This window comes from Streptococcus oralis Uo5 (assembly GCF_000253155.1).
Lineage (GTDB): Bacteria > Bacillota > Bacilli > Lactobacillales > Streptococcaceae > Streptococcus > Streptococcus oralis_L.
Window position 1 is genome coordinate 909,759 of record NC_015291.1, and the last position, 21,811, is coordinate 931,569.

Here is a 21,811-nt window from a genome sequence, read left to right on the forward strand (position 1 = left end):
GCTTTCTAATCCTCTTTACGCATAAAATAGAGGAGGGTTTGGAGTTCGCTTGTCAAATCGACATACTGAACGACCACATCTTTTGGGAGGTGAAGGTGAACAGGGGAAAAACTGAGAATACCTTTTATACCTGCATCAACCAAAAGATTGGCAACTTCTTGTGATTGAACACTTGGAACTGTTAGGATAGCAGTTTTGACATCTGCTTCTTTGATTTTTTCTTTAATCTGTGAGATACCATAGATTGGAATCCCATCAGGTGTCTGGCTTCCAACTTCTGGATGGTCATCTAGGTCAAAGCCCATGATAATTTTCATCTTGTTACGCTCGTGAAAGCGGTAGTGGAGAAGGGCATGTCCCATATTTCCAATCCCAACCAACATAACATTTGTAATTGAGTTATCATTTAGGAGATCAGCAAAAAAATTCATCAATTTTTTGACATCGTAACCAAAACCACGACGACCTAGTTCACCAAAGTAGGAAAAATCACGACGGACGGTCGCAGAATCGATACCGATAGCCTCTGCAATTTGCTTGGAGTTGGCACGTTCGATTTTTTCTGCATGAAATCTCTTGAAAATTCGATAGTAAAGTGAGAGTCTTTTTGCTGTTGCTTTTGGAATAGCAGACTGTTTATCTTTCACAAAATCACAACCTTTCTATTCTTCTATTTTATAGAAACATTGTGAAAAAATCAACAAAAACAAATAAAAACTAAGAAATTTCTTAGTTTTTATCTGAAAAATGAGCTTGTGATAGAAAACGGTAGAGATCGCCAACCAATCCTTGATAAATCACCTTATCATTCAGCGTTAAGGAGCTGATTAGGAGAGTATCAGGTAGGGTCACACAGCCTGATAGAGATAACATGAGCTCTTCGTAATCCTTATATTCAAGTATACGTTCTACGTGATAGTTATCTTGATAGGTAAGTCGATACATAGTCAATTATCTTTCTTCTTTAGTGAAGATACCGCGTTCTACTAAACTGTCCATGAGGAAGTAGAATTTTTCCTGATGAATGTGGTGGTCTTCTGATTTAAAGATATTGACCAAACGAAGACCAGACTTGTCTGTGATGTTGAGTTTAGCACCTGTAAGGTCTTTATTGATGATGATTTTTAGCTTGAAGCCTTCACCACTGTTGGGTACTTTTTCAAGTAGCCGAGTCAGTTCGAAGTTTCCAACTTTTGTTTCAAAAAAAGTATTATCTTTCAGTGTGAACTTTTTGACAGTTGGGCTAAGTGTGTAGTCGTAGCGGCAGTTTTGTAGTTTAATGGTTTTTTCGAATGCCATTAGATTAATCTCCAATAATATTTTTTAAGGTTTGTGCGAGTTGTTTCAATTCTTCCTCAGTGTTAAGAGGAGAAAGACTGATACGGACAGATTCTGTTAAACGATGCGAATCAGACCCATAAAATGCTTCAAGCACATGACTGGTTTGCACAATACCAGCAGTACAAGCTGAACCGGTAGAAATTGAAATTCCTTCAAGGTCTAACCGTAGCAAGAGCAAATCATTTTTTTGACCAGGAAAGCCAATGTTGACAACATAAGGAAGTTGGTGGTTGCTTTCATTGAGATAGTAATCGAGACCTGCAATTTCTTCTAAAAAAGTAGATTTAAGTGCGCTTAGTTTTTGGTAATGCTCAAGTTGGTCATTTAAATCCTCTTTGAGAGCAGCGACCATGCCTACAATGGCAGCGAGATTTTCTGTTCCAGCCCGTTTTTTTTGTTCTTGGTCCCCACCGTGAAGGTAGGAATCAAAGTCTCCAGTAGATGCGTAAAGAAAGCCGACACCTTTTGGTCCATGGAATTTGTGGGCAGAAGCGCTGAGGAAATCAATTCCCAATTCCTCGGGATGGATAGGAATTTTTCCGATAGCTTGAACAGCATCTACATGATAAGCAGCAGGATGGTCTTTTAAAATATGTCCAATCTCAGCGATAGGTAAGAGACTTCCAGTTTCATTGTTAGCATACATGGTGGAAACGAGAATGGTGTCGCCACGTAAGGCTTCTTGAATTTGCTGGGCAGTAATTTCTTGATTTACTGGTTGGATGATGGTCACTTCAAAGCCAAAATGTTGCACCAGATAATCAATAGTCTCAAGCACAGAATGGTGTTCAATAGCTGTCGTGATGATATGTTTTCCACGTTCTTGATAACGGAGACAGTAGCCAATGATGGCTGTATTGTTACTTTCTGTACCGCCAGATGTGAAAAAGATATGTTGAGGTTTGGTTCCTAGTAAGTGGGCTAAGTCCTGACGAGCTTTTCGCAAGAGTTTACCAGCCTGCCGACCATGACCATGAATACTAGAAGGATTACCATGAGTTTCTTGCATGACCTTGGTCATGCAAGAAATAGCTACTGCTGACATAGGAGTCGTAGCAGCATTGTCCAAATAAATCAAAGAATCACCTTATTTCTTTTTGTTGTAAGCAAAGAGTGGGCTGACTGGTTTTCTTTCATGGATGCGGACGATAGCATCTCCGATTAATTCGCTAGCAGTAATGTAACATACATTTTCTGGAGTTCTTTCTTTGGTCGCTACGGAGTCTGTCACAAGGATTTCCTTGATGTTTGTAGCATCAAGAAGATCTGCTGCCCCTTCAACAAATAAACCGTGACTAGATACTGCATAAATCTCAGTTGCGCCTTCACGTTCAACGATTTTAGCTGCTTCAGAGAAAGTACGACCAGTATTTAGGATATCGTCAATCAAGATAGCCTTCTTGCCTTCAACATCCCCAATGATATAGCCTTCGTTACGATCAGAATCGTCTTGGGCGTAGTCAATGATAGCGATAGGAGCATCAAGGTATTCAGCCAAACTACGTGCACGTTTAACACCAGAGTTCTTTGGACTGACAACAACAACATCAGAGCCAAGAAGTCCTTTATCACAGTAGTGCTTAGCAAATAGAGGAACAGTATAAAGATTATCTACAGGAATATCAAAGAAACCTTGGACCTGAACAGCGTGGAGGTCCAGCGTTAGAACACGGCTTACACCAGCTTTGACAAGCATATTGGCAACCAGTTTCGCAGTGAGGGGTTCGCGAGAAGAAGCGATACGATCCTGACGCGCATAACCAAAGTAAGGAAGGACAACGTTGATACTATGAGCACTTGCACGTACACAAGCGTCAACCATGATCAACAACTCCATCAAGTGGTTGCTAACAGGGTAGCTGGTTGACTGGATGATGTAGACATCGTAACCACGGACACTTTCTTCAATGTTGACCTGGATTTCGCCGTCAGAAAATTGACGAGAGGATAATTTCCCAAGAGGTACACCAACTGTATCCGCAATCTTTTGAGCGATTTCATGGTTAGAGTTTAGGGTGAAAAGTTTCATGTTGTTTCTATCTGACATTATAGACCGTCCTCTGTAAACTTTATGAATCTTCTTTGAGAAAGTTTTGTTTTTCAAAGCCAGATTCTTTTATTTTTATCTTTTCTATTTTACCAAAAAAAGGAGATTATTTCAGCTTTTTTTCATGCTTTTAATAAAACGAATTAATTTTGATGGAGCTTTCTGATAAGTTATCTGATTTTCATCTAAAAATTTCTGAAAATCGGTTTTTCCTTTTTCATGGTCAGTGACTTCAAGCTCCAGTTCATAGTCCGTCTGGTCAAAGTATTGACTTTCATCTAAGGCCATTAAGCCAATTTCTGTTTTCGTTTCATAACGTAGAGTTGAAAGACAGCCTAGAACAAGCCAATCATGGCTTTCGATGCCAATCTTAGCGAGCTTCTCTAGAACGAGCCCTTGAGGTAGTTTTTGTTTTTCTAGGTATGATTTAGCTTCTGGAAGAGTTAGTTTCTGGTTGTATTCCATATTTCCTACAGTTTGAGGCACTTTCAAGGTCAATTCCGCCCAATCTGCAAAAGTGCGAATGCGCATGGCAACCTTCTTTTCACGTAATTGAAAATCAGGTGTGTCAATGTAGTAGTTTTTCTGAAGGACGGGTTGGATATGGGAAAACTGTTTTTTTAGATGATCATATTCCTCTTTTTTCAGAAGTGTTTTCAATTCTATTTCTAAATGTTTCATTTTTTCAACCTTTTCTATATCTTTGAAAGCGATTTATGGTATAATGGACAATGTATTTATTGTATACGAATGTACTGAAAAAATCAAAGATTTTCGACAGAGCAATCAAACATTACAAGGGAGAGAGTATGACCATAGAATGGGAAGAATTTTTAGATCCTTACATTCAGGCTGTAGGTGAGTTGAAGATCAAACTTCGGGGAATTCGCAAACAGTATCGTAAGCAAAACAAGCATTCTCCGATTGAGTTTGTAACGGGTCGTGTCAAACCGATTGAAAGTATCGGAGAAAAAATGGCTCGTCGAGGAATCACTTATGCAAGTCTGGAACATGATCTGCAAGATATTGCTGGTTTACGTGTCATGGTCCAGTTTGTTGATGACGTCAAAGAAGTAGTTGAGATTCTACGTAAACGCCAAGATATGAGAGTCGTTCAGGAACGAGATTATATCACTCATCGTAAGGCTTCAGGTTATCGTTCTTATCACGTGGTTGTCGAATACACGGTTGATACGATTAACGGAGCGAAGACGATTTTGGCGGAGATTCAAATACGGACTTTAGCCATGAATTTCTGGGCTACGATTGAACACTCGCTCAATTATAAATATCAGGGCGATTTTCCAGAAGAAATCAGGAAAAGACTGGAAATCACAGCGAAAATAGCCTATCAACTGGATGAAGAAATGGGTAAGATTCGTGATGATATCCAGGAAGCGCAGGCTCTCTTTGATCCATTGAGCAGAAAACTAAACGATGGTGTAGGAAATAGTGACGATACAGATGAAGAATACAGGTAAACGAGTTGACCTCATAGCAAATAGAAAACCACAGAGTCAGAAGGTTTTGCATGAGCTAAGGGAAAAACTAAAGAAACAACATTTTATACTGAACGGTACCAATCCCGATATCGTCATTTCCATTGGTGGTGACGGGATGCTTTTGTCTGCCTTTCACAAGTATGAGAATCAGTTAGACAAGGTTCGATTTGTAGGTGTTCATACAGGGCATTTGGGATTTTACACAGATTATCGTGATTTTGAGCTGGATCAATTGGTGACCAATCTTTTACTAGATACTGGAGCCAAAGTTTCTTATCCAGTCTTGAATGTTAAGGTAACGCTTGAAAATGGAGAAGTGAAAATCTTCCGTGCTTTAAATGAAGCCAGTATCCGTCGATCAGATCGGACCATGGTTGCGGATATCATCATTAACCATGTTCCGTTTGAGAGATTTCGTGGAGATGGAGTGACTGTTTCAACGCCGACGGGAAGTACCGCCTACAACAAATCCTTGGGTGGAGCTGTCTTGCATCCTACCATTGAAGCCTTGCAGTTGACGGAGATAGCGAGTCTTAACAATCGAGTCTATCGCACTTTGGGATCATCGATCATCATTCCAAAAAAAGATAAGATTGAACTCTTACCGACACGCAATGATTACCACACGATATCAGTCGATAACAGCGTCTATTCCTTCCGTAATATTGAACGGATTGAGTATCAAATTGACCATCATAAGATTCACTTCGTAGCGACTCCAAGCCACACTAGTTTCTGGAATCGTGTCAAAGATGCCTTCATTGGCGAGGTGGATGAATGAGGTTCGAATTTCTCGCAGATGAGCACGTCAAAGTCAAAACCTTCCTCAAGAAACATGAGGTTTCTAAGGGACTTTTGGCTAAGATTAAGTTTCGAGGTGGGGCTATTCTGGTTAATGGCCAACCTCAAAATGCGACTTATCTCTTAGATATTGGAGATAGGGTTACCATCGACATTCCAGCAGAGGAAGGATTTGAGAGCCTTGAAGCTATTGATCGACCACTCGATATCTTGTATGAGGATGATCATTTTCTGGTTTTAAATAAGCCTTATGGAGTAGCATCTATCCCCAGTGTCAATCATTCCAATACCATTGCCAATTTTATCAAGGGCTACTATGTTAAACAGGAATATGAAAATCAGCAAGTTCACATCGTGACTAGGCTTGATAGAGATACTTCTGGTTTGATGCTTTTTGCCAAACACGGCTACGCTCATGCACGTTTAGACAAGCAACTGCAACGAAAGTCTATCGAAAAACGTTACTTTGCTTTAGTTAAAGGAGCTGGTGTCTTGGAGCCTGAAGGGGAGATTATCGCCCCGATTGCGCGTGATGAAGATTCCATTATCACGAGACGGGTTGCCAAAGGTGGGAAGTACGCCCATACGTCTTACAAAGTTGTAGTGTCTTATAGAAATATTCACCTAGTCGATATTCGCCTGCATACTGGACGAACTCATCAGATCCGAGTGCATTTTTCTCACATCGGTTTTCCTCTTTTAGGAGACGATCTCTATGGAGGAAGCTTAGACGATGGGATTCAGCGTCAGGCCTTGCATTGCCATTATTTATCTTTTTATCATCCCTTTCTAGAGCAAGATTTGCAACTAGAAAGCCCCTTACCGGATGATTTCAGCAATCTTATTACTCAGTTATCAACTAATACTCTTTAAAACTTATTTGGAGTATAATTTATTTTCTTAAAGGAGAAAACTCATGGAAGTTTTTGAAAGTCTCAAAGCCAACCTGGTTGGCAAAAATGCTCGTATCGTTCTCCCTGAAGGGGAAGAGCCACGTATTCTTCAAGCAACAAAACGCTTGGTAAAAGAAACAGAAGTAATTCCTGTTTTGCTCGGAAACCCTGAAAAAATTAAAATTTATCTTGAAATCGAAGGGATCATAGATGGTTATGAAGTGATTGATCCCCAACATTATCCTCAATTTGAAGAAATGGTTGCTGCCTTGGTAGAGCGTCGTAAGGGCAAAATGACTGAAGAAGAAGCGCGCAAAGTTTTGGTTGATGATGTCAACTACTTTGGTGTGATGCTAGTCTACTTGGGCTTGGTTGACGGTATGGTATCTGGTGCAATTCACTCAACTGCTTCAACAGTTCGCCCAGCCCTACAAATCATTAAAACTCGTCCAAACGTAACTCGTACTTCAGGTGCTTTCCTCATGGTTCGTGGTACGGAACGTTACCTATTTGGAGACTGTGCCATTAACATCAATCCAGATGCAGAAGCTTTGGCTGAAATTGCGATCAATTCAGCAATCACAGCTAAAATGTTTGGTATTGAACCTAAAATTGCTATGCTAAGCTATTCTACTAAAGGTTCAGGTTTTGGTGAAAGTGTTGATAAGGTAGTGGAAGCTACAAAAATTGCTCACGACTTGCGTCCCGACCTTGAGATTGATGGTGAGTTGCAATTTGACGCTGCCTTTGTTCCTGAAACTGCAGCTCTTAAAGCTCCAGGAAGTAATGTAGCTGGTCAAGCAAATGTCTTTGTCTTCCCAGGTATCGAAGCAGGAAATATTGGGTATAAGATGGCTGAACGTCTCGGTGGTTTTGCGGCTGTCGGACCTGTTTTGCAAGGATTGAACAAACCAGTTAACGACCTTTCTCGTGGATGTAATGCAGATGATGTTTACAAGCTGACCCTTATCACAGCAGCTCAAGCAGTTCATCAATAAGATTTAGTCCTCTTTCCCATGGGAAGAGGCTTTTTAGTACTGAGAAAAGGACAGTTAGAAGCTTCTATGTTATACTAGATATATGTTAGATTTGAAAGAATACGGTATCGTCATGTGGCCAGAGGAGAAGGTCATTTCATTTCGTGAAAAACTCCTCAACTGGTATGATGAAAACAAGCGAGATCTACCTTGGCGGAGAAGTAAAAATCCTTATCACATCTGGGTATCTGAAATCATGCTCCAGCAGACCAGGGTGGATACAGTTATTCCATACTACGAACGATTCTTGGACTGGTTTCCAACTGTTGAAAGTCTGGCCAATGCCCCTGAAGAGCGTCTGCTGAAGGCTTGGGAAGGTTTGGGTTATTATTCTCGAGTGCGCAATATGCAGGCTGCAGCCCAGCAGATTATGGCTGACTTTGGTGGTCAGTTTCCAAACACCTATGAAGGAATATCTTGCCTGAAAGGGATTGGCCCCTATACTGCGGGAGCTATTTCCAGTATCGCTTTTAATTTGCCTGAGCCAGCGGTCGATGGCAATGTCATGCGAGTTTTGGCACGCTTGTTTGAGGTTAATCATGATATCGGAGTTCCCAGCAATCGAAAGATTTTCCAAGCTATGATGGAAATCTTGATTGACCCGAAACGACCAGGTGATTTTAACCAAGCTCTGATGGATTTAGGTTCTGACATAGAGGCTCCAGTTAACCCTCGACCAGAAGAAAGTCCTGTTAAGGACTTTAGCGCAGCCTATCAGAATGGGACCATGGGTCGTTATCCGATTAAAGAACCCAAGAAAAAGCCCCTGCCAATTTATCTCAAGGCTTTGGTTGTACGCAATGACCAAGGACAATTTTTACTAGAGAAAAATGAAAGCGAGAAACTGCTAGCCGGTTTTTGGCATTTCCCCTTGATCGAAGTTGATGATTTCTCAAGTGATGACGATCAGCTAGATCTCTTTTCACAAGTCAAAGAGGAAAGCAGAGCATTTGGACCAAGCCCTCAAGAAAACTTTGAGCAGGATTATGATTTAGAAGTGAATTGGTCCCAGCAAGTATTTGACCAGGTCAAGCATGTATTTAGTCATCGGAAATGGCACATTCAAATCCTAGCTGGTCAGGTGACAGAAACAAAACAGTTTTCAGACAGAGAAATTCGTTGGGTTTCTCCTCAAGAGTTTTCTGATTATCCACTTGCGAAACCTCAACAAAAAATTTGGCAGGCTTATAAAACAACTTTTGAAGATGAAGGCCTACAGTAGCCATTTGTGCCTTCTTTGAATTTTTTTGTTATAATAGATAGAGAAAAGGTGATAAAATGAAAAAAATATTAATTGTTGATGATGAGAAACCAATCTCAGATATTATTAAGTTTAATATGGCCAAGGAAGGTTATGAAGTTGTTACAGCCTTCAATGGTCGTGAGGCAATCGAGCTATTTGAAGCAGAGCAACCAGATATTATTATCCTCGACTTGATGCTACCTGAAATTGATGGTTTAGAAGTTGCTAAAGCTATTCGTAAGACTAGTAGCGTGCCGATTATCATGCTATCAGCTAAGGATAGCGAATTTGACAAGGTTATTGGTTTAGAGTTAGGTGCAGACGATTATGTTACAAAACCTTTCTCAAACCGTGAGTTGCAAGCACGTGTTAAGGCTCTGCTTCGTCGTACAGACATAGTTTCTGTGGATAGCCAAGAGTCCGATGAGAAGAAGACGCAACCTTTACAAATTGGTGATTTGGAAATCGTTCCAGATGCTTACGTGGCTAAGAAATATGGTGAGGAATTAGATTTGACCCACCGTGAGTTTGAACTCTTGTATCACTTGGCGTCTCATATTGGTCAAGTGATTACACGTGAACACTTGCTTGAGACTGTATGGGGTTATGACTATTTTGGTGATGTTCGTACAGTGGACGTGACCATTAGACGCTTGCGTGAGAAAATAGAAGACACTCCAAGTCGCCCAGAGTACATTCTCACACGTCGTGGTGTTGGCTACTATATGAGAAATAATGATTGAAGATATTAGACAAACTATTCTGACCAGCGATTTTATCTTTATCCTGATTTTACTTGGTTTTATCTTGGTAGTGACCTTGCTGTTACTGGAAAATCGTCGGGATAATATCCGTCTAAAGGAGATAAATCAAAAGGTGAAGGACTTGATTGCAGGTGATTATTCTCAAGTTTTGGACTTGCAAGGAAGTACAGAAATCACCAATATCACCAATAATCTGAACGATTTGTCAGAAGTTATTCGTTTGACCCAAGAAAATCTGGAACAAGAGAGTAAACGATTGAACAGTATTCTTTCTTACATGACAGATGGCGTTCTTGCGACTAATCGCCGCGGCCAGATTACTATGATCAACGATATGGCCAAGAAACAGCTCGGAGTGCAGAAAGAAGATGTTCTGAATAAAAGCATCCTCGAATTGCTTAAGATAGAAGATGAGTATGAGCTGCGTGATCTGATTACACAGATTCCTGAGTTGACGATTGACTCCCAGGATGTAAATGGTGAATACCTGAGCCTTCGTGTCCGTTTTGCTCTGGTTCGCCGTGAGTCAGGTTTCATCTCTGGTTTGGTTGCCGTTTTACATGATACGACCGAACAGGAGAAGGAAGAGCGTGAGCGAAGACTCTTTGTTTCGAACGTGAGTCACGAGTTGCGAACTCCTTTGACCAGTGTTAAATCTTATCTTGAAGCCTTGGACGAGGGAGCTCTGTATGATCCTGTTGCACCTGATTTTATCAAGGTTTCACTCGATGAAACCAACCGTATGATGCGGATGGTAACAGATCTCTTGCATCTCTCTCGTATTGATAATACGACAAGTCAGCTAGATGTGGAATTGATTAATTTTACAGCATTCATCACCTTTATTCTCAACCGCTTTGATAAGATGAGGAGCCAGGATGAAGAGAAAAAATATGAACTTGTTAGAGATTATCCAATTAATTCAGTTTGGATTGAGATTGATACCGATAAGATGACTCAGGTGATTGATAATATTCTTAACAATGCCATCAAGTACTCACCAGATGGCGGCAAAATTACTGTTAGCATGAAGACCACTGATGACCAGATGATTTTATCCATCAAAGACCAAGGTCTAGGTATTCCAAAGCAAGATTTGCCGAAGATCTTTGACCGCTTCTACCGTGTGGATCGTGCAAGAAGCCGGGCTCAAGGTGGAACTGGTCTAGGTCTAGCCATCGCAAAAGAAATCATCAAACAACACAATGGCTTTATATGGGCCAAAAGTGAATACGGTAAGGGATCGACCTTTACCATAGTGCTCCCTTATGATAAGGATGCCGTAAAAGAAGAAATATGGGAGGACGAAATAGAAGACTAGAATGAGTGAAAAAGGCTTTAAATACAGTATTTTAGCATCAGGTTCCAGTGGAAATTCCTTTTATCTGGAAACTCCAAAAAAGAAAATCTTAGTGGATGCAGGCTTGTCTGGTAAGAAAATCACCAGTCTTTTGAGCGAAATCAATCGCAAACCAGAAGATCTGGATGCGATTCTGATTACGCATGAGCACTCAGATCATATTCATGGAGTTGGTGTATTGGCTCGCAAATATGGTATGGACCTTTACGCCAATGAAAAAACCTGGCAGGCTATGGAAAATAGCAAGTACCTCGGTAAGGTGGATTCATCGCAGAAGCATATTTTTGAAATGGGCAAAACCAAAACCTTTGGCGATATTGATATTGAGAGTTTTGGGGTTAGCCATGATGCGGCAGCACCCCAGTTTTACCGCTTTATGAAAGACGACAAGAGCTTCGTCATGTTGACCGATACAGGTTATGTTAGTGATCGTATGGCAGGGATTGTTGAGAATGCTGACGGTTATCTTATCGAGTCGAACCACGACGTGGAAATCTTACGAGCTGGATCTTATGCTTGGCGTCTCAAACAGCGAATTCTATCTGATCTCGGTCACCTTTCTAACGAGGACGGTGCTGAAGCCATGATTCGTGCAATGGGAAATCGAACAAAGAAAATCTATCTTGGGCATTTGTCCAAAGAGAACAATATCAAGGAGCTGGCTCATATGACTATGGTCAATCAGTTAGCCCAGGCTGATCTGGGAGTCGGAGTAGACTTTAAGGTTTATGATACCTCTCCAGATACCGCAACACCATTGACAGATATATAATAAAAGAAGGCGAGTGCCTTCTTTTATTGTTTTTTTACAATCCAGCAAAGTCCTTGATTTCTTGTGCTGACATAGAAGAGTCGCAACGGACATTGATCTGGCCATTTGCAATGTGAACGAAGCCTGGTACGGTTGGAATTCCGTAGCGTGAGCGGAATGCTTGCAACTCATTGAGTTGACTTGGTTCTTCACTGTTGATGAAGTAGATGTGGGATTTAGTTTCAGCTACGACACCTGCCAATGTGCCAGCAAATTTACGGCAGTAAGGGCAAGTTTTGCGACCGATAAAGAAGGTTGCAGTTTCTTTTTTATCAAGAGCTTCTTGCGCACGCGCAACTGTAGTGACTTCAAGGTCTTTGATGTTTTCTAAAAATTGTTCCATGAGATTACCTCGCTTTCATTGATAAGTCTAGTATGCCATAAAGTTTCTAAAAATGCTTAGATTTGATACGAAAAAAGATGAGATTGGTTGGTCTCATCTTTTATAGATTTTTATTTTACAAACGCATTGATTTCTGCTTCGATGTTGGCAATCTTAGCTTGTGAATCCTCATTGCTTTCACCCACAACAGCAATGTAGAACTTGATTTTTGGTTCAGTACCAGAAGGGCGAACTGCAATCCATGAACCGTCCGCAAGTGTGTATTTCAAAACATCACTTGGAGGAGTTGTAAAGTTCGTAACAGTACCATCAGCAGCAGTAGCAGTTTGAGCCTTGAAGTCTTCTACGATAGTGATAGCTGTTGTGTTCCATTCTTTCGGAGCATTGTTACGGAACTTAGCCATGATTTCCTTGATTTGTTCTGCACCATCAACACCAGAAAGGGTAACAGAGATAGTCTTTTCAGCAAAATAACCATACTCTTTGTAGATTTCTTCGATACCGTCAGCAAGTGTCAAACCACGTGAACGGTAGTAGGCAGCAAGCTCAGCAACGACAAGAACGGCTTGGATAGCATCTTTATCGCGTACGAATGGCTTAATCAAGTAACCGAAGCTTTCTTCAAATCCCATCATGTAAGTGTGATTGTGTTTTTCTTCAAATTCTTGAATTTTTTCAGCGATAAATTTGAAACCAGTCAAAACGTTGAACATGGTTGCGCCGTAGCTTTCAGCAATCTTGGTTACTAAGTCAGTTGATACGATTGATTTGCAGAGAGCAGCATTTTCAGGAAGAGTTCCAGCATTTTTGTGGGCTTCCAAGATGTATTTAGCCATGATAGCGCCGATTTGGTTACCTGAAAGGTTGAGGTAGCTTCCATCTTTTTGAAGAACTTCAACACCAACACGGTCAGCGTCAGGGTCAGTTGCAACAAGCACATCTGCACCAACTTGACGACCAAGTTCTTCAGCAAGGGCGAAGGCTGCTTGGCTTTCTGGGTTTGGAGATTTTACAGTTGAGAAGTCAGGATCAGCAGTTGCTTGTGCTTCAACAACTTGAACAGAGTCAAATCCTGCTTGGGCAAGGGCACGACGAGCCAACATTTCACCCGTACCATGAAGTGGTGTGTAGACAATCTTCATGTCTGTACCGAATTCTTCGATCAAGGCTGGGTTGATGTTTACGTCTTTAACTTCTTTAAGGTATTCTGCATCAACAGCTTCGCCGATAACTTCAATCAAGCCAGAAGCTTTTTCAGCTTCTACATCGGCAACTTCCACAGCGAATGGATTTTCGATTCCACGGATATAAGTAGTCAAAGCGTCTGCATCGTGTGGAGGCATTTGTCCACCGTCTTCTCCGTAAACCTTGTAACCGTTAAATGGAGCAGGGTTATGACTGGCAGTAATCATGATACCTGCAAAACAGTTGAGGTGACGAACTGCAAATGACAGTTCTGGAGTTGGACGAAGGCTTTCAAAAACGTAAGATTTGATATCGTGTTTGGCGAGAACTGCCGCAGATTCAAAGGCAAATTCAGGTGAGAAGTGACGGCTATCGTAGGCAATTGCCACACCACGTTCTTTTTCATTTCCACCTTTTGACTCAATCAAACGAGCCAAACCTTCAGTTGCTTGACGAACAACATAGATGTTGATGCGGTTTGTACCAGCACCAATCAAACCACGCATACCTGCAGTACCAAATTCAAGATTGGTATAAAAGGCATCTTCCTTAGTTTTTTCGTCCATATTTTCCAAATCTTGACGAAGGTAGTCTGGAAGGTCAGCAAAATCGACCCATTTTTGATAATTTTCTTGGTAAGTCATAGAGTGTCTCCTTTGTTTATTTGCTTTAATCGCTTTCATTATATCACGATTTGACATTTTAGTAAAACGTTAGCATAACTTAAAATGTAGGAAATTTACTTATGCACTTTAGCGGGAAAATGGTGAGTACTGTGCTTACTTATACTAAGTTAGGGATGAAAATCAATTATCTAATTTTTAAAAATATTAAAAGTTATAGTATTTTTGTGGGATTTTTAAATAAAGTAAATCGTCAATATTGTTATATTCTATTCTTTTTATAAAGAATCCTTTAATGTATCAAATGAACAGATAGAAAAATTTAAGTTAAAAGTCTATAAATTTAAGATATTTTGAAAAATTCTGGTTTCTGTTTTGATTTTTATTCTACGTATGGTAAAATATAGTAAATCATTAAAGGAGAATTCATTATGAAAAAAATTCTTAAGCATTCTGCCTTGCTTTTATCAGCTTTAGCACTGGTTGCCTGTGGAGCTCAAAAAAAAGCAAGCGACAATGGTACGGCTTCAAACTCTAACTTTGAGGTTTCTGTAAAAGACGGTATGTATGTATTGCCTAAAGATGAGGATTCATCATCAACATACCTTGCACTTCAAGTCGAAATCAAGAACAATCGTGATAAACAGTTTAGTTTTACTAGCCAAGATATCACGCTATACAATGAAAAGGATGAAAAATTACAACCAATTCAAGTTTATGAAAGCGACAGTAAAACTAAATTTATGTCATATGGTGACAGTCTTTCTAAAGGAAAGAGCGTTGCTGGTTATGTAGTGTATGAAGTCGATAAGAATGCTAAGTATGAACTTCACTTTGCACCTAGCTTTTACGATGACATCAAAGAAAATTCTAAAAAGAATAACGATGTAGCAATCAAGGTGGATCCAAGTCAGTATGAAGACAATATTGATGAAGCGAAAGATGTAATGAAAAAATATGTCGATGCTGTTTACCTTAATGGGGAAAGTTCTGGTGGTGGAACGAACCTAAGTGCTACTGATAATAAGTCACAAGTTGTTGCGCTTGCTGATGATAAAAAATCTTCTGATAATAGTGCTGAATTCACAAACGATGCGAAAGCTGATAAAGAAGAGTTTATCAAGAAATTTACAGAATCATTCGGAAAAGGCTTCTATAACTACAAACCGTCTGATTCAGAACTTAGAACATTCGCAGATGCTTACATCAAAGCAAATGCTAAGAGAGCAAAAGTTGATTACAAGGTGAAGACATACTTGCCAGACTATGCTGTTGTTTATGTTAGACCAGAAACAATCGACTTGGATAACTTGAATGTTTATGAATTGAGCCGTAAGTTCTACGAAGAAAACAAAGGTAAATATAGCAACTACTCTGAAGCTATGAAAGCTGGTGAAAAATACATTTTAGAAAATGCACCGAGTCAATTTGATTCAACTCCTCTAGACACTAGTGATAACATGAAGAAAGAGGGTTATGAAATTAAAATGACCAAGAAAGATGGAAAATGGACCATCGATACCTCTTCTAAAACTATGAATTGAAAGATATGGCTCGCACATTCCGTGGAGGCATTGGATACTAAGATGAAAGGTTCGGGTTTATGACTCGAACTTTTTTCATTGCAATTGTGCAAAAGAGAAAAAGATAGTAAAATAGAGGTATGATTATTTTACAAGCCAATAAAATTGAACGTTCTTTTGCAGGAGAGCTTTTGTTTGATAATATAAACCTGCAGGTAGATGAACGAGACCGAATTGCTCTTGTTGGGAAAAATGGTGCTGGTAAGTCCACACTTTTGAAGATTTTGGTTGGGGAAGAGGAGCCAACTAGTGGAGAAATCAATAAGAAAAAAGATGTTTCTCTGTCTTACCTAGCCCAAGATAGCCGTTTTGAGTCTGAAAATATTATTTATGATGAAATGCTTCACGTCTTTGATGACTTGCGTCGGACTGAGAAGCAACTTCGTCAGATGGAACTGGAGATGGGTGAAAAGTCTGGTGAAGATCTGGATAAACTGATGGCGGATTATGATCGTTTATCAGAGAATTTCCGTCAGGCTGGTGGCTTCACCTACGAAGCTGATATCCGTGCTATCTTAAATGGATTCAAGTTTGACGAGTCTATGTGGCAGATGAAAATTGCTGAGCTTTCAGGTGGTCAAAATACTCGTCTTGCACTGGCTAAAATGCTCCTTGAAAAGCCAAATCTCTTGGTCTTGGACGAGCCTACCAACCACTTGGATATCGAAACCATAGCCTGGCTAGAGAATTATTTGGTGAACTATAGCGGTGCACTCATTATTGTCAGTCACGACCGTTACTTTTTGGACAAGGTTGCGACGGTTACACTCGATTTGAACAAGCATTCCTTGGATCGTTATGTGGGCAATTATTCTCGTTTTGTTGAGTTGAAGGAGCAAAAGCTAGCTACTGAGGCAAAAAACTATGAAAAGCAACAGAAGGAAATCGCTGCTCTGGAAGACTTTGTCAATCGCAATCTAGTCCGAGCCTCAACGACTAAACGTGCCCAATCTCGACGCAAGCAACTAGAAAAAATGGAGCGTTTGGACAAGCCTGAAGCTGGTAAGAAATCAGCCAATATGACCTTCCAGTCTGAAAAAACGTCAGGAAATATCGTTTTGACCGTTGAAAATGCAGCTATTGGCTATGATGGGGAAATATTGTCAGAACCTATCAACCTAGACCTTCGTAAGATGAACGCTGTTGCGATTGTCGGACCAAACGGCATTGGGAAGTCAACCTTTATCAAGTCTATTGTGGATCAGATTCCCTTTATCAAAGGAGAGAAGCGTTTTGGTGCCAATGTTGAGGTTGGCTACTATGATCAGACTCAAAGTAAGATAACACCAAGTAATACTGTAATCGATGAACTTTGGAATGATTTTAAACTGACACCAGAAGTTGAAATCCGCAACCGCCTTGGAGCCTTCCTTTTCTCAGGAGATGATGTTAAAAAGTCAGTCGGAATGTTGTCAGGTGGCGAGAAAGCTCGTTTGCTTCTTGCCAAACTTTCAATGGAAAACAACAATTTCTTAATTTTGGACGAGCCGACCAACCACTTGGATATTGATAGCAAGGAAGTGTTGGAAAATGCCCTGATTGACTTTGATGGAACCCTTCTGTTTGTCAGCCACGACCGTTATTTCATCAACCGAGTAGCCACTCATGTTTTGGAATTGTCTGAGAATGGTTCGACTCTTTACTTGGGAGATTATGACTACTATGTTGAGAAGAAAGCAGAAGTAGAAGCGATTCAGACAGAAGAAGCTTCAACTAGCAATCAAGCAAAAGAACCGAGCCCAGTCAATGACTACCAGACTCAGAAAGAAAGTCAGAAAGAAGCACGTAAGCTCATGCGACAAATCGAGAGTTTAGAGGCTGAAATCGAAGAGTTAGAAACTCAAAGTCAAGCCATTTCTGAACAAATGCTGGAAACCAACGATGCTGAAAAGCTCATGGAATTGCAGGCTGAACTGGATAAAATCAGCCATCGTCAGGAAGAAGCTATGCTTGAGTGGGAAGAATTATCGGAGCAGGTGTAAGAAATGGAACATCTTGGAAAGGTATTTCGTGAATTTCGAACAAGTGGGAAGTACTCCTTAAAAGAGGCGGCAGGTGAATCATGTTCGACCTCTCAGTTATCGCGCTTCGAACTTGGGGAGTCTGATCTAGCAGTTTCCCGTTTCTTTGAGATTTTGGATAATATTCATGTGACCATTGAAAATTTCATGGACAAGGCTAGGGATTTTCAAAATCATGAACACGTTGCCTTGATGGCACAGATTATTCCGCTTTACTATTCAAATGATATTGCAGGTTTTCAAAAGCTTCAAAAGGAACAACTTGAGAAAGCAAAGAGTTCGACCAATCCCCTCTATTTTGAGCTGAATTGGATTCTGTTACAAGGTCTTATTTGTCAAAGAGATACTAGTTACAGTATGGAACAGAGTGATCTGGATAAGGTGGCGGATTATCTTTTCCAAACAGAAGAATGGACTATGTATGAGTTAATTCTTTTCGGGAATCTCTATACTTTCTACAATGTGGACTATGTGGCTCGTATTGGCAGAGAAGTCATGGAACGAGAGGAGTACTATAAAGAAATTGGTCGCCATCGAAAACTCGTTTTGATTCTAGCTCTTAACTGTTACCAGCATTGTTTGGAGAACCGTTCCTTTGCGGATGCGGACTATTTTGAGGGCTATGTGGAGAAGTTAATTGGAAATGGTATCAAGCTTTATGAGCGCAATATCTTCCATTATCTCAAGGGTTTCGCCCTCTACCAGAGAGACTTGAAAGCAGAAGGTTGTAGTCAGATGCAGGAATCCATGCATATTTTTGATGTACTTGGACTTCCAGAGCAAGTGGCTTACTATCAGGAACATTATGAAAAATTTGTAAATCCTTAAATTTCCCAAATAAGGGAAAAATAAAGAGACTCCTTTCAGTTTTGATACAATAGTTTCAAAATTTGAGGGGAGCTTTTTATATGAATCGACATGCAATCCAGTTGATTAGTCGTGGTGCGATTAATAAGATAGGAAATATGCTCTATGATTATGGAAACAGTGTTTGGTTGGCATCAATGGGAACGATAGGACAGACTGTTCTTGGGATTTATCAAATTTCCGAGTTAGTTACATCGATTCTGGTCAATCCCTTTGGCGGAGTGATTTCAGACCGCTTTTCGCGTCGCAAAATTTTGATGACGACAGACCTGGTTTGTGGTATTCTCTGTTTAGCTATTTCTTTCATCAGAAATGATAGCTTGATGATTGCTGCCTTGATTTTTGCCAATATTGTTCAAGCGGTTGCCTTTGCATTTTCTCGTACGGCTAATAAAGCCATTATAACTGAGGTTGTAGAGAAAGACGAGATTGTGACCTATAATGCACGCTTAGAGCTCGTTTTGCAGGTTGTAGGTGTTAGCTCCCCTGTACTTTCTTTCCTCGTTTTACAATTTGCCAGTCTCCATATGACGCTTGTTTTAGATGCCATTAGTTTTTTCATCGCATTTACATTAGTAGCTTTTCTTCCCAAAAAAGAGACTCAGGAACAAGTGAAAAAGACTTTCAGCTGGAAAAATATTTTTGCTGATATGAAAGAAGGGATTCGCTATATTTGGCGCCAGCAAGAAATTTTTTTCCTTTTGTTAGTCGCTTCCAGCGTTAATTTCTTTTTTGCAGCTTTTGAATTTCTTCTCCCTTTTTCAAATCGACTATACGGGGTAGAAGGAGCTTATGCAACTATTTTGACTATGGGCGCTATTGGTTCGATTATCGGAGCTCTTCTAGCTAGTAAAATAAAGGCAAGTGTCTATAATCTTTTGATTCTATTGGCTTTGACTGGAGTTGGAGTTTTTATGATGGGGTTACCACTGCCAACTTTTCTTTCCTTTTCTGGAAATTTAGTTTGTGAACTGTTTATGACGATTTTTAATATTCACTTTTTTACTCAGGTGCAAACCAAGGTTGAGGGGGAATACTTGGGGAGAGTGCTAAGCACAATTTTTACCTTAGCCATCCTATTTATGCCGATTGCAAAAGGCTTTATGACAGTGCTGCCAAGTGTACATCTCTCTTCTTTTCTGATCATTGGAAGTGGGGTTATTTTCCTGGCTTGTTTATCCCTCGTTTATGTGCGAAGTCATTTTAAAAAAGAGTTATAATTTCTTTTTTTTAGAAAATATTTCACTACGAACCATTTTTCAGCCCTTCTCTATTGTGAGGAGGGCTTGCTTTGTGGTAAAATGGGATTATGAATGAAAGAATGAATGAGTTAGTTGCCTTACTTAACCGCTATGCGACCGAGTACTATACGAGTGACAATCCCTCGGTTTCAGATAGCGAGTATGATCGCCTCTACCGAGAGTTGGTCGAGTTGGAAGCCGCCTATCCAGATCAAGTTTTAGCGGACAGTCCGACCCATCGTGTTGGTGGTAAGGTTTTAGATGGTTTTGAAAAATACAGTCATCAGTATCCTCTTTATAGTTTGCAGGATGCTTTTTCACGTGAAGAGTTAGAAGCTTTTGATGCGCGTGTTCGCAAGGAGTTACCCCAACCGACCTATATTTGCGAGCTGAAAATCGATGGTTTGTCTATCTCGCTTACGTATGAAAAGGGAATTTTGGTAGTCGGTGCGACACGTGGGGATGGTTCTGTTGGTGAAAATATCACAGAGAACCTCAAGCGTGTCAAGGACATTCCTTTGACCTTGCCAGAAGAACTTGATATCACTGTTCGTGGAGAGTGTTACATGCCACGCGCTTCATTTGACCAGGTCAACCAAGCTCGCCAAGAAAATGGTGAGCCTGAATTTGCCAATCCTCGTAACGCAGCTGCAGGAACCCTCCGTCAGTTGGATACAGCAGTAGTAGCCAAACGCAATCTTGCAACTTTCCTCTATCAAGAAGCTAGCCCTTCAACTCGTGACAGCCAAGAAAAGGTCTTGAAGCACCTTGAACAGCTTGGATTTGTAGTTAATCCTAAACGAATTCTGGCTGAAAACATAGATGAGATATGGGACTTCATCCAAGAAGTTGAACAAGAACGGGATAATCTGCCTTATGACATTGATGGAGTGGTGATCAAGGTCAACAACCTAGCAGGTCAAGAAGAACTTGGCTTTACCGTTAAGGCTCCAAAGTGGGCAGTCGCCTACAAATTCCCCGCTGAAGAAAAAGAAGCCCAGCTCCTTTCAGTTGACTGGACAGTAGGTCGTACGGGTGTTGTGACCCCGACTGCCAATCTAACACCTGTTCAGCTTGCTGGCACAACCGTAAGCCGTGCAACTCTTCACAACGTAGATTATATCGCTGAAAAAGATATCCGCAAAGATGATACAGTTATCGTTTATAAGGCTGGAGATATCATTCCTGCTGTTTTGCGTGTGGTAGAGTCTAAGCGGATTTCTGAAGAGAAACTAGATATCCCAACAAACTGTCCAAGTTGTGATAGCCAGTTGCTTCACTTTGAAGATGAAGTGGCTCTTCGTTGTATCAATCCTCGTTGTCCTGCTCAAATCATGGAAGGCTTGATTCACTTTGCCTCTCGAGATGCCATGAATATTACAGGACTTGGTCCATCTATCGTTGAAAAGCTTTTTGCTACCAATTTAGTCAAAGATGTGGCAGATATTTATCGTTTGAAAGAAGAAGATTTCCTCCTTTTAGAAGGTGTCAAGGAAAAGTCTGCTTCTAAACTGTATCAGGCCATTCAAGCATCCAAGGAAAACTCTGCTGAAAAACTCTTGTTTGGTCTGGGAATTCGCCATGTCGGAAGCAAGGCTAGCCAACTCTTGCTCCAACATTTCCACTCTATTAAAAATCTAGCCCAAGCTGATCCTGAGGAAGTAGCAAGTATTGAAAGCTTGGGTAGTGTGATTGCTCAAAGCCTTCAGACTTATTTTGCTACAGAAGGATCGAAGATTCTCTTAGATGAGTTGAAAGAAGCTGGAGTCAATCTGGACTACAAGGGGCAGACAGTAGTAGCAGATGCGGCCTTGTCAGGTTTGACAGTTGTATTAACAGGAAAATTGGAACGTCTCACGCGCTCAGAAGCCAAAAGCAAACTCGAAAGTCTGGGTGCCAAAGTCACAGGCAGTGTTTCTAAGAAAACGAATCTTGTCGTAGCAGGAGCAGATGCAGGAAGCAAGCTCCAAAAAGCACAAGAACTTGGTATCGAAGTTCGAGATGAAGCTTGGCTAGAAGGTTTGTAAAGAATAGTCGAAAACTAGATGTTAGATAGTCTGAAACTATCTCTCCTGATGTGTTTTTATATCTATTAAAACTATTCTCTATAGTGCTGAAATTCCCGTTAAATTCTTCAGCATGACTTAAA

At 40.5% G+C, this 21,811-nt stretch carries 20 protein-coding genes and 1 pseudogene; 13 read left to right on the plus strand and 8 right to left on the minus strand.

Annotation, left to right across the window (positions count from 1 at the left end):
* Nucleotides 1-5: 5 nt before the first annotated feature.
* From SOR_RS04580 to SOR_RS04605, 6 genes are all read right to left on the minus strand, one after another.
* Entirely contained in the window at nt 6-647 is a 642-nt protein-coding gene (locus SOR_RS04580) for a redox-sensing transcriptional repressor Rex (RefSeq protein ID WP_000653412.1), read from the minus strand.
* Nucleotides 648-729: 82 nt separating this feature from the next.
* Nucleotides 730-945 (minus strand): DUF4649 family protein, encoded by a 216-nt coding sequence (locus tag SOR_RS04585; protein ID WP_000286091.1) that lies wholly within the window; start codon nt 943-945, stop codon nt 730-732.
* 6 nt (nt 946-951) lie between these two features.
* A complete protein-coding gene (locus tag SOR_RS04590; RefSeq protein ID WP_000863522.1) occupies nt 952-1,299 on the minus strand; it encodes a DUF1831 domain-containing protein in 348 nt (115 codons plus the stop codon).
* 4 nt (nt 1,300-1,303) lie between these two features.
* A complete protein-coding gene (locus SOR_RS04595) occupies nt 1,304-2,419 on the minus strand; it encodes a cysteine desulfurase family protein (RefSeq protein ID WP_000639673.1) in 1,116 nt (371 codons plus the stop codon).
* A 9-nt stretch (nt 2,420-2,428) separates the two neighbouring features.
* Nucleotides 2,429-3,388, minus strand: coding sequence for a ribose-phosphate diphosphokinase (locus tag SOR_RS04600; RefSeq protein ID WP_001283843.1), 960 nt, complete (start codon nt 3,386-3,388; stop codon nt 2,429-2,431).
* Nucleotides 3,389-3,499: 111 nt separating this feature from the next.
* Nucleotides 3,500-4,069 (minus strand): CYTH domain-containing protein, encoded by a 570-nt coding sequence (locus SOR_RS04605; RefSeq protein WP_000681309.1) that lies wholly within the window; start codon nt 4,067-4,069, stop codon nt 3,500-3,502.
* A gap of 128 nt (nt 4,070-4,197) precedes the next feature.
* Here SOR_RS04605 and SOR_RS04610 point away from each other — a divergent pair, with 128 nt between their 5' ends.
* The 8 genes from SOR_RS04610 (at nt 4,198) to SOR_RS04645 (ending at nt 11,760) form a co-directional block, all read left to right on the plus strand.
* Complete coding sequence (locus SOR_RS04610) at nt 4,198-4,869, plus strand: GTP pyrophosphokinase (RefSeq protein ID WP_000151550.1); 672 nt, start codon at nt 4,198-4,200, stop codon at nt 4,867-4,869.
* Nucleotides 4,853-5,671 (plus strand): NAD kinase, encoded by an 819-nt coding sequence (locus SOR_RS04615; RefSeq protein ID WP_000799065.1) that lies wholly within the window; start codon nt 4,853-4,855, stop codon nt 5,669-5,671. The genes SOR_RS04610 and SOR_RS04615 overlap by 17 nt, the downstream gene beginning before the upstream one ends.
* Nucleotides 5,668-6,564, plus strand: coding sequence for an RluA family pseudouridine synthase (locus tag SOR_RS04620; protein ID WP_001210021.1), 897 nt, complete (start codon nt 5,668-5,670; stop codon nt 6,562-6,564). Before SOR_RS04615 ends, SOR_RS04620 begins: the two co-directional genes overlap by 4 nt.
* Before the next feature lie 43 nt (nt 6,565-6,607).
* Nucleotides 6,608-7,582: a phosphate acetyltransferase gene (pta, locus tag SOR_RS04625; protein ID WP_000451575.1), complete on the plus strand. Its 975-nt coding sequence runs from the start codon at nt 6,608-6,610 to the stop codon at nt 7,580-7,582.
* An 82-nt stretch (nt 7,583-7,664) separates the two neighbouring features.
* On the plus strand, nt 7,665-8,843 hold the full coding sequence (mutY, locus tag SOR_RS04630) for an A/G-specific adenine glycosylase (RefSeq protein WP_000886156.1): 1,179 nt from the start codon (nt 7,665-7,667) through the stop codon (nt 8,841-8,843).
* A gap of 56 nt (nt 8,844-8,899) precedes the next feature.
* Nucleotides 8,900-9,607 carry a response regulator YycF gene (gene yycF, locus SOR_RS04635; protein ID WP_000722055.1) on the plus strand — a complete coding sequence of 236 codons (708 nt, stop codon included), beginning with the start codon at nt 8,900-8,902 and terminating at the stop codon, nt 9,605-9,607.
* Complete coding sequence (gene vicK, locus SOR_RS04640; protein ID WP_000568722.1) at nt 9,600-10,949, plus strand: cell wall metabolism sensor histidine kinase VicK; 1,350 nt, start codon at nt 9,600-9,602, stop codon at nt 10,947-10,949. Before yycF ends, vicK begins: the two co-directional genes overlap by 8 nt.
* 1 nt (nt 10,950) lies before the next feature.
* Complete coding sequence (locus SOR_RS04645; protein ID WP_001290609.1) at nt 10,951-11,760, plus strand: MBL fold metallo-hydrolase; 810 nt, start codon at nt 10,951-10,953, stop codon at nt 11,758-11,760.
* A 34-nt stretch (nt 11,761-11,794) separates the two neighbouring features.
* Here the strand turns inward: SOR_RS04645 and SOR_RS04650 are convergent, their stop codons facing one another.
* Together SOR_RS04650 and SOR_RS04655 are read right to left on the minus strand one after the other, a co-directional pair.
* Nucleotides 11,795-12,142 (minus strand): thioredoxin domain-containing protein, encoded by a 348-nt coding sequence (locus tag SOR_RS04650; protein ID WP_000434657.1) that lies wholly within the window; start codon nt 12,140-12,142, stop codon nt 11,795-11,797.
* Nucleotides 12,143-12,252: 110 nt separating this feature from the next.
* Entirely contained in the window at nt 12,253-13,971 is a 1,719-nt protein-coding gene (locus SOR_RS04655; RefSeq protein WP_000222129.1) for a phospho-sugar mutase, read from the minus strand.
* 410 nt (nt 13,972-14,381) lie between these two features.
* Between SOR_RS04655 and SOR_RS04660 the strand changes: the two are divergent.
* The 5 genes and pseudogenes from SOR_RS04660 (at nt 14,382) to ligA (ending at nt 21,689) form a co-directional block, all read left to right on the plus strand.
* Nucleotides 14,382-15,535: pseudogene (locus SOR_RS04660) on the plus strand (DUF4352 domain-containing protein).
* Nucleotides 15,536-15,613: 78 nt separating this feature from the next.
* Nucleotides 15,614-17,515: a ribosomal protection-like ABC-F family protein gene (abc-f, locus tag SOR_RS04665; RefSeq protein WP_000584836.1), complete on the plus strand. Its 1,902-nt coding sequence runs from the start codon at nt 15,614-15,616 to the stop codon at nt 17,513-17,515.
* A gap of 3 nt (nt 17,516-17,518) precedes the next feature.
* On the plus strand, nt 17,519-18,382 hold the full coding sequence (locus tag SOR_RS04670) for an Rgg family transcriptional regulator (RefSeq protein WP_000400529.1): 864 nt from the start codon (nt 17,519-17,521) through the stop codon (nt 18,380-18,382).
* 80 nt (nt 18,383-18,462) lie between these two features.
* Entirely contained in the window at nt 18,463-19,641 is a 1,179-nt protein-coding gene (locus SOR_RS04675) for an MFS transporter (RefSeq protein ID WP_001079359.1), read from the plus strand.
* A gap of 89 nt (nt 19,642-19,730) precedes the next feature.
* A complete protein-coding gene (ligA, locus tag SOR_RS04680; protein ID WP_001005755.1) occupies nt 19,731-21,689 on the plus strand; it encodes an NAD-dependent DNA ligase LigA in 1,959 nt (652 codons plus the stop codon).
* The last annotated feature ends 122 nt before the right edge of the window (nt 21,690-21,811 follow it).

Bases quoted from the DNA above. Each gene is read 5' to 3' on its own strand.
- vicK (WP_000568722.1), top strand. From the start codon at position 9,600: ATGATTGAAGATATTAGACAAACTATTCTGACCAGCGATTTTATCTTT.
- mutY (WP_000886156.1), top strand. From the start codon at position 7,665: ATGTTAGATTTGAAAGAATACGGTATCGTCATGTGGCCAGAGGAGAAG.
- pta (WP_000451575.1), top strand. From the start codon at position 6,608: ATGGAAGTTTTTGAAAGTCTCAAAGCCAACCTGGTTGGCAAAAATGCT.
- SOR_RS04675 (WP_001079359.1), top strand. From the start codon at position 18,463: ATGAATCGACATGCAATCCAGTTGATTAGTCGTGGTGCGATTAATAAG.
- SOR_RS04620 (WP_001210021.1), top strand. From the start codon at position 5,668: ATGAGGTTCGAATTTCTCGCAGATGAGCACGTCAAAGTCAAAACCTTC.
- SOR_RS04670 (WP_000400529.1), top strand. From the start codon at position 17,519: ATGGAACATCTTGGAAAGGTATTTCGTGAATTTCGAACAAGTGGGAAG.
- ligA (WP_001005755.1), top strand. From the start codon at position 19,731: ATGAATGAAAGAATGAATGAGTTAGTTGCCTTACTTAACCGCTATGCG.
- SOR_RS04645 (WP_001290609.1), top strand. From the start codon at position 10,951: ATGAGTGAAAAAGGCTTTAAATACAGTATTTTAGCATCAGGTTCCAGT.
- abc-f (WP_000584836.1), top strand. From the start codon at position 15,614: ATGATTATTTTACAAGCCAATAAAATTGAACGTTCTTTTGCAGGAGAG.
- SOR_RS04590 (WP_000863522.1), bottom strand. From the start codon at position 1,299: ATGGCATTCGAAAAAACCATTAAACTACAAAACTGCCGCTACGACTAC.
- SOR_RS04610 (WP_000151550.1), top strand. From the start codon at position 4,198: ATGACCATAGAATGGGAAGAATTTTTAGATCCTTACATTCAGGCTGTA.
- SOR_RS04600 (WP_001283843.1), bottom strand. From the start codon at position 3,388: ATGTCAGATAGAAACAACATGAAACTTTTCACCCTAAACTCTAACCAT.
- SOR_RS04655 (WP_000222129.1), bottom strand. From the start codon at position 13,971: ATGACTTACCAAGAAAATTATCAAAAATGGGTCGATTTTGCTGACCTT.
- SOR_RS04585 (WP_000286091.1), bottom strand. From the start codon at position 945: ATGTATCGACTTACCTATCAAGATAACTATCACGTAGAACGTATACTT.
- yycF (WP_000722055.1), top strand. From the start codon at position 8,900: ATGAAAAAAATATTAATTGTTGATGATGAGAAACCAATCTCAGATATT.
- SOR_RS04605 (WP_000681309.1), bottom strand. From the start codon at position 4,069: ATGAAACATTTAGAAATAGAATTGAAAACACTTCTGAAAAAAGAGGAA.
- SOR_RS04650 (WP_000434657.1), bottom strand. From the start codon at position 12,142: ATGGAACAATTTTTAGAAAACATCAAAGACCTTGAAGTCACTACAGTT.
- SOR_RS04615 (WP_000799065.1), top strand. From the start codon at position 4,853: ATGAAGAATACAGGTAAACGAGTTGACCTCATAGCAAATAGAAAACCA.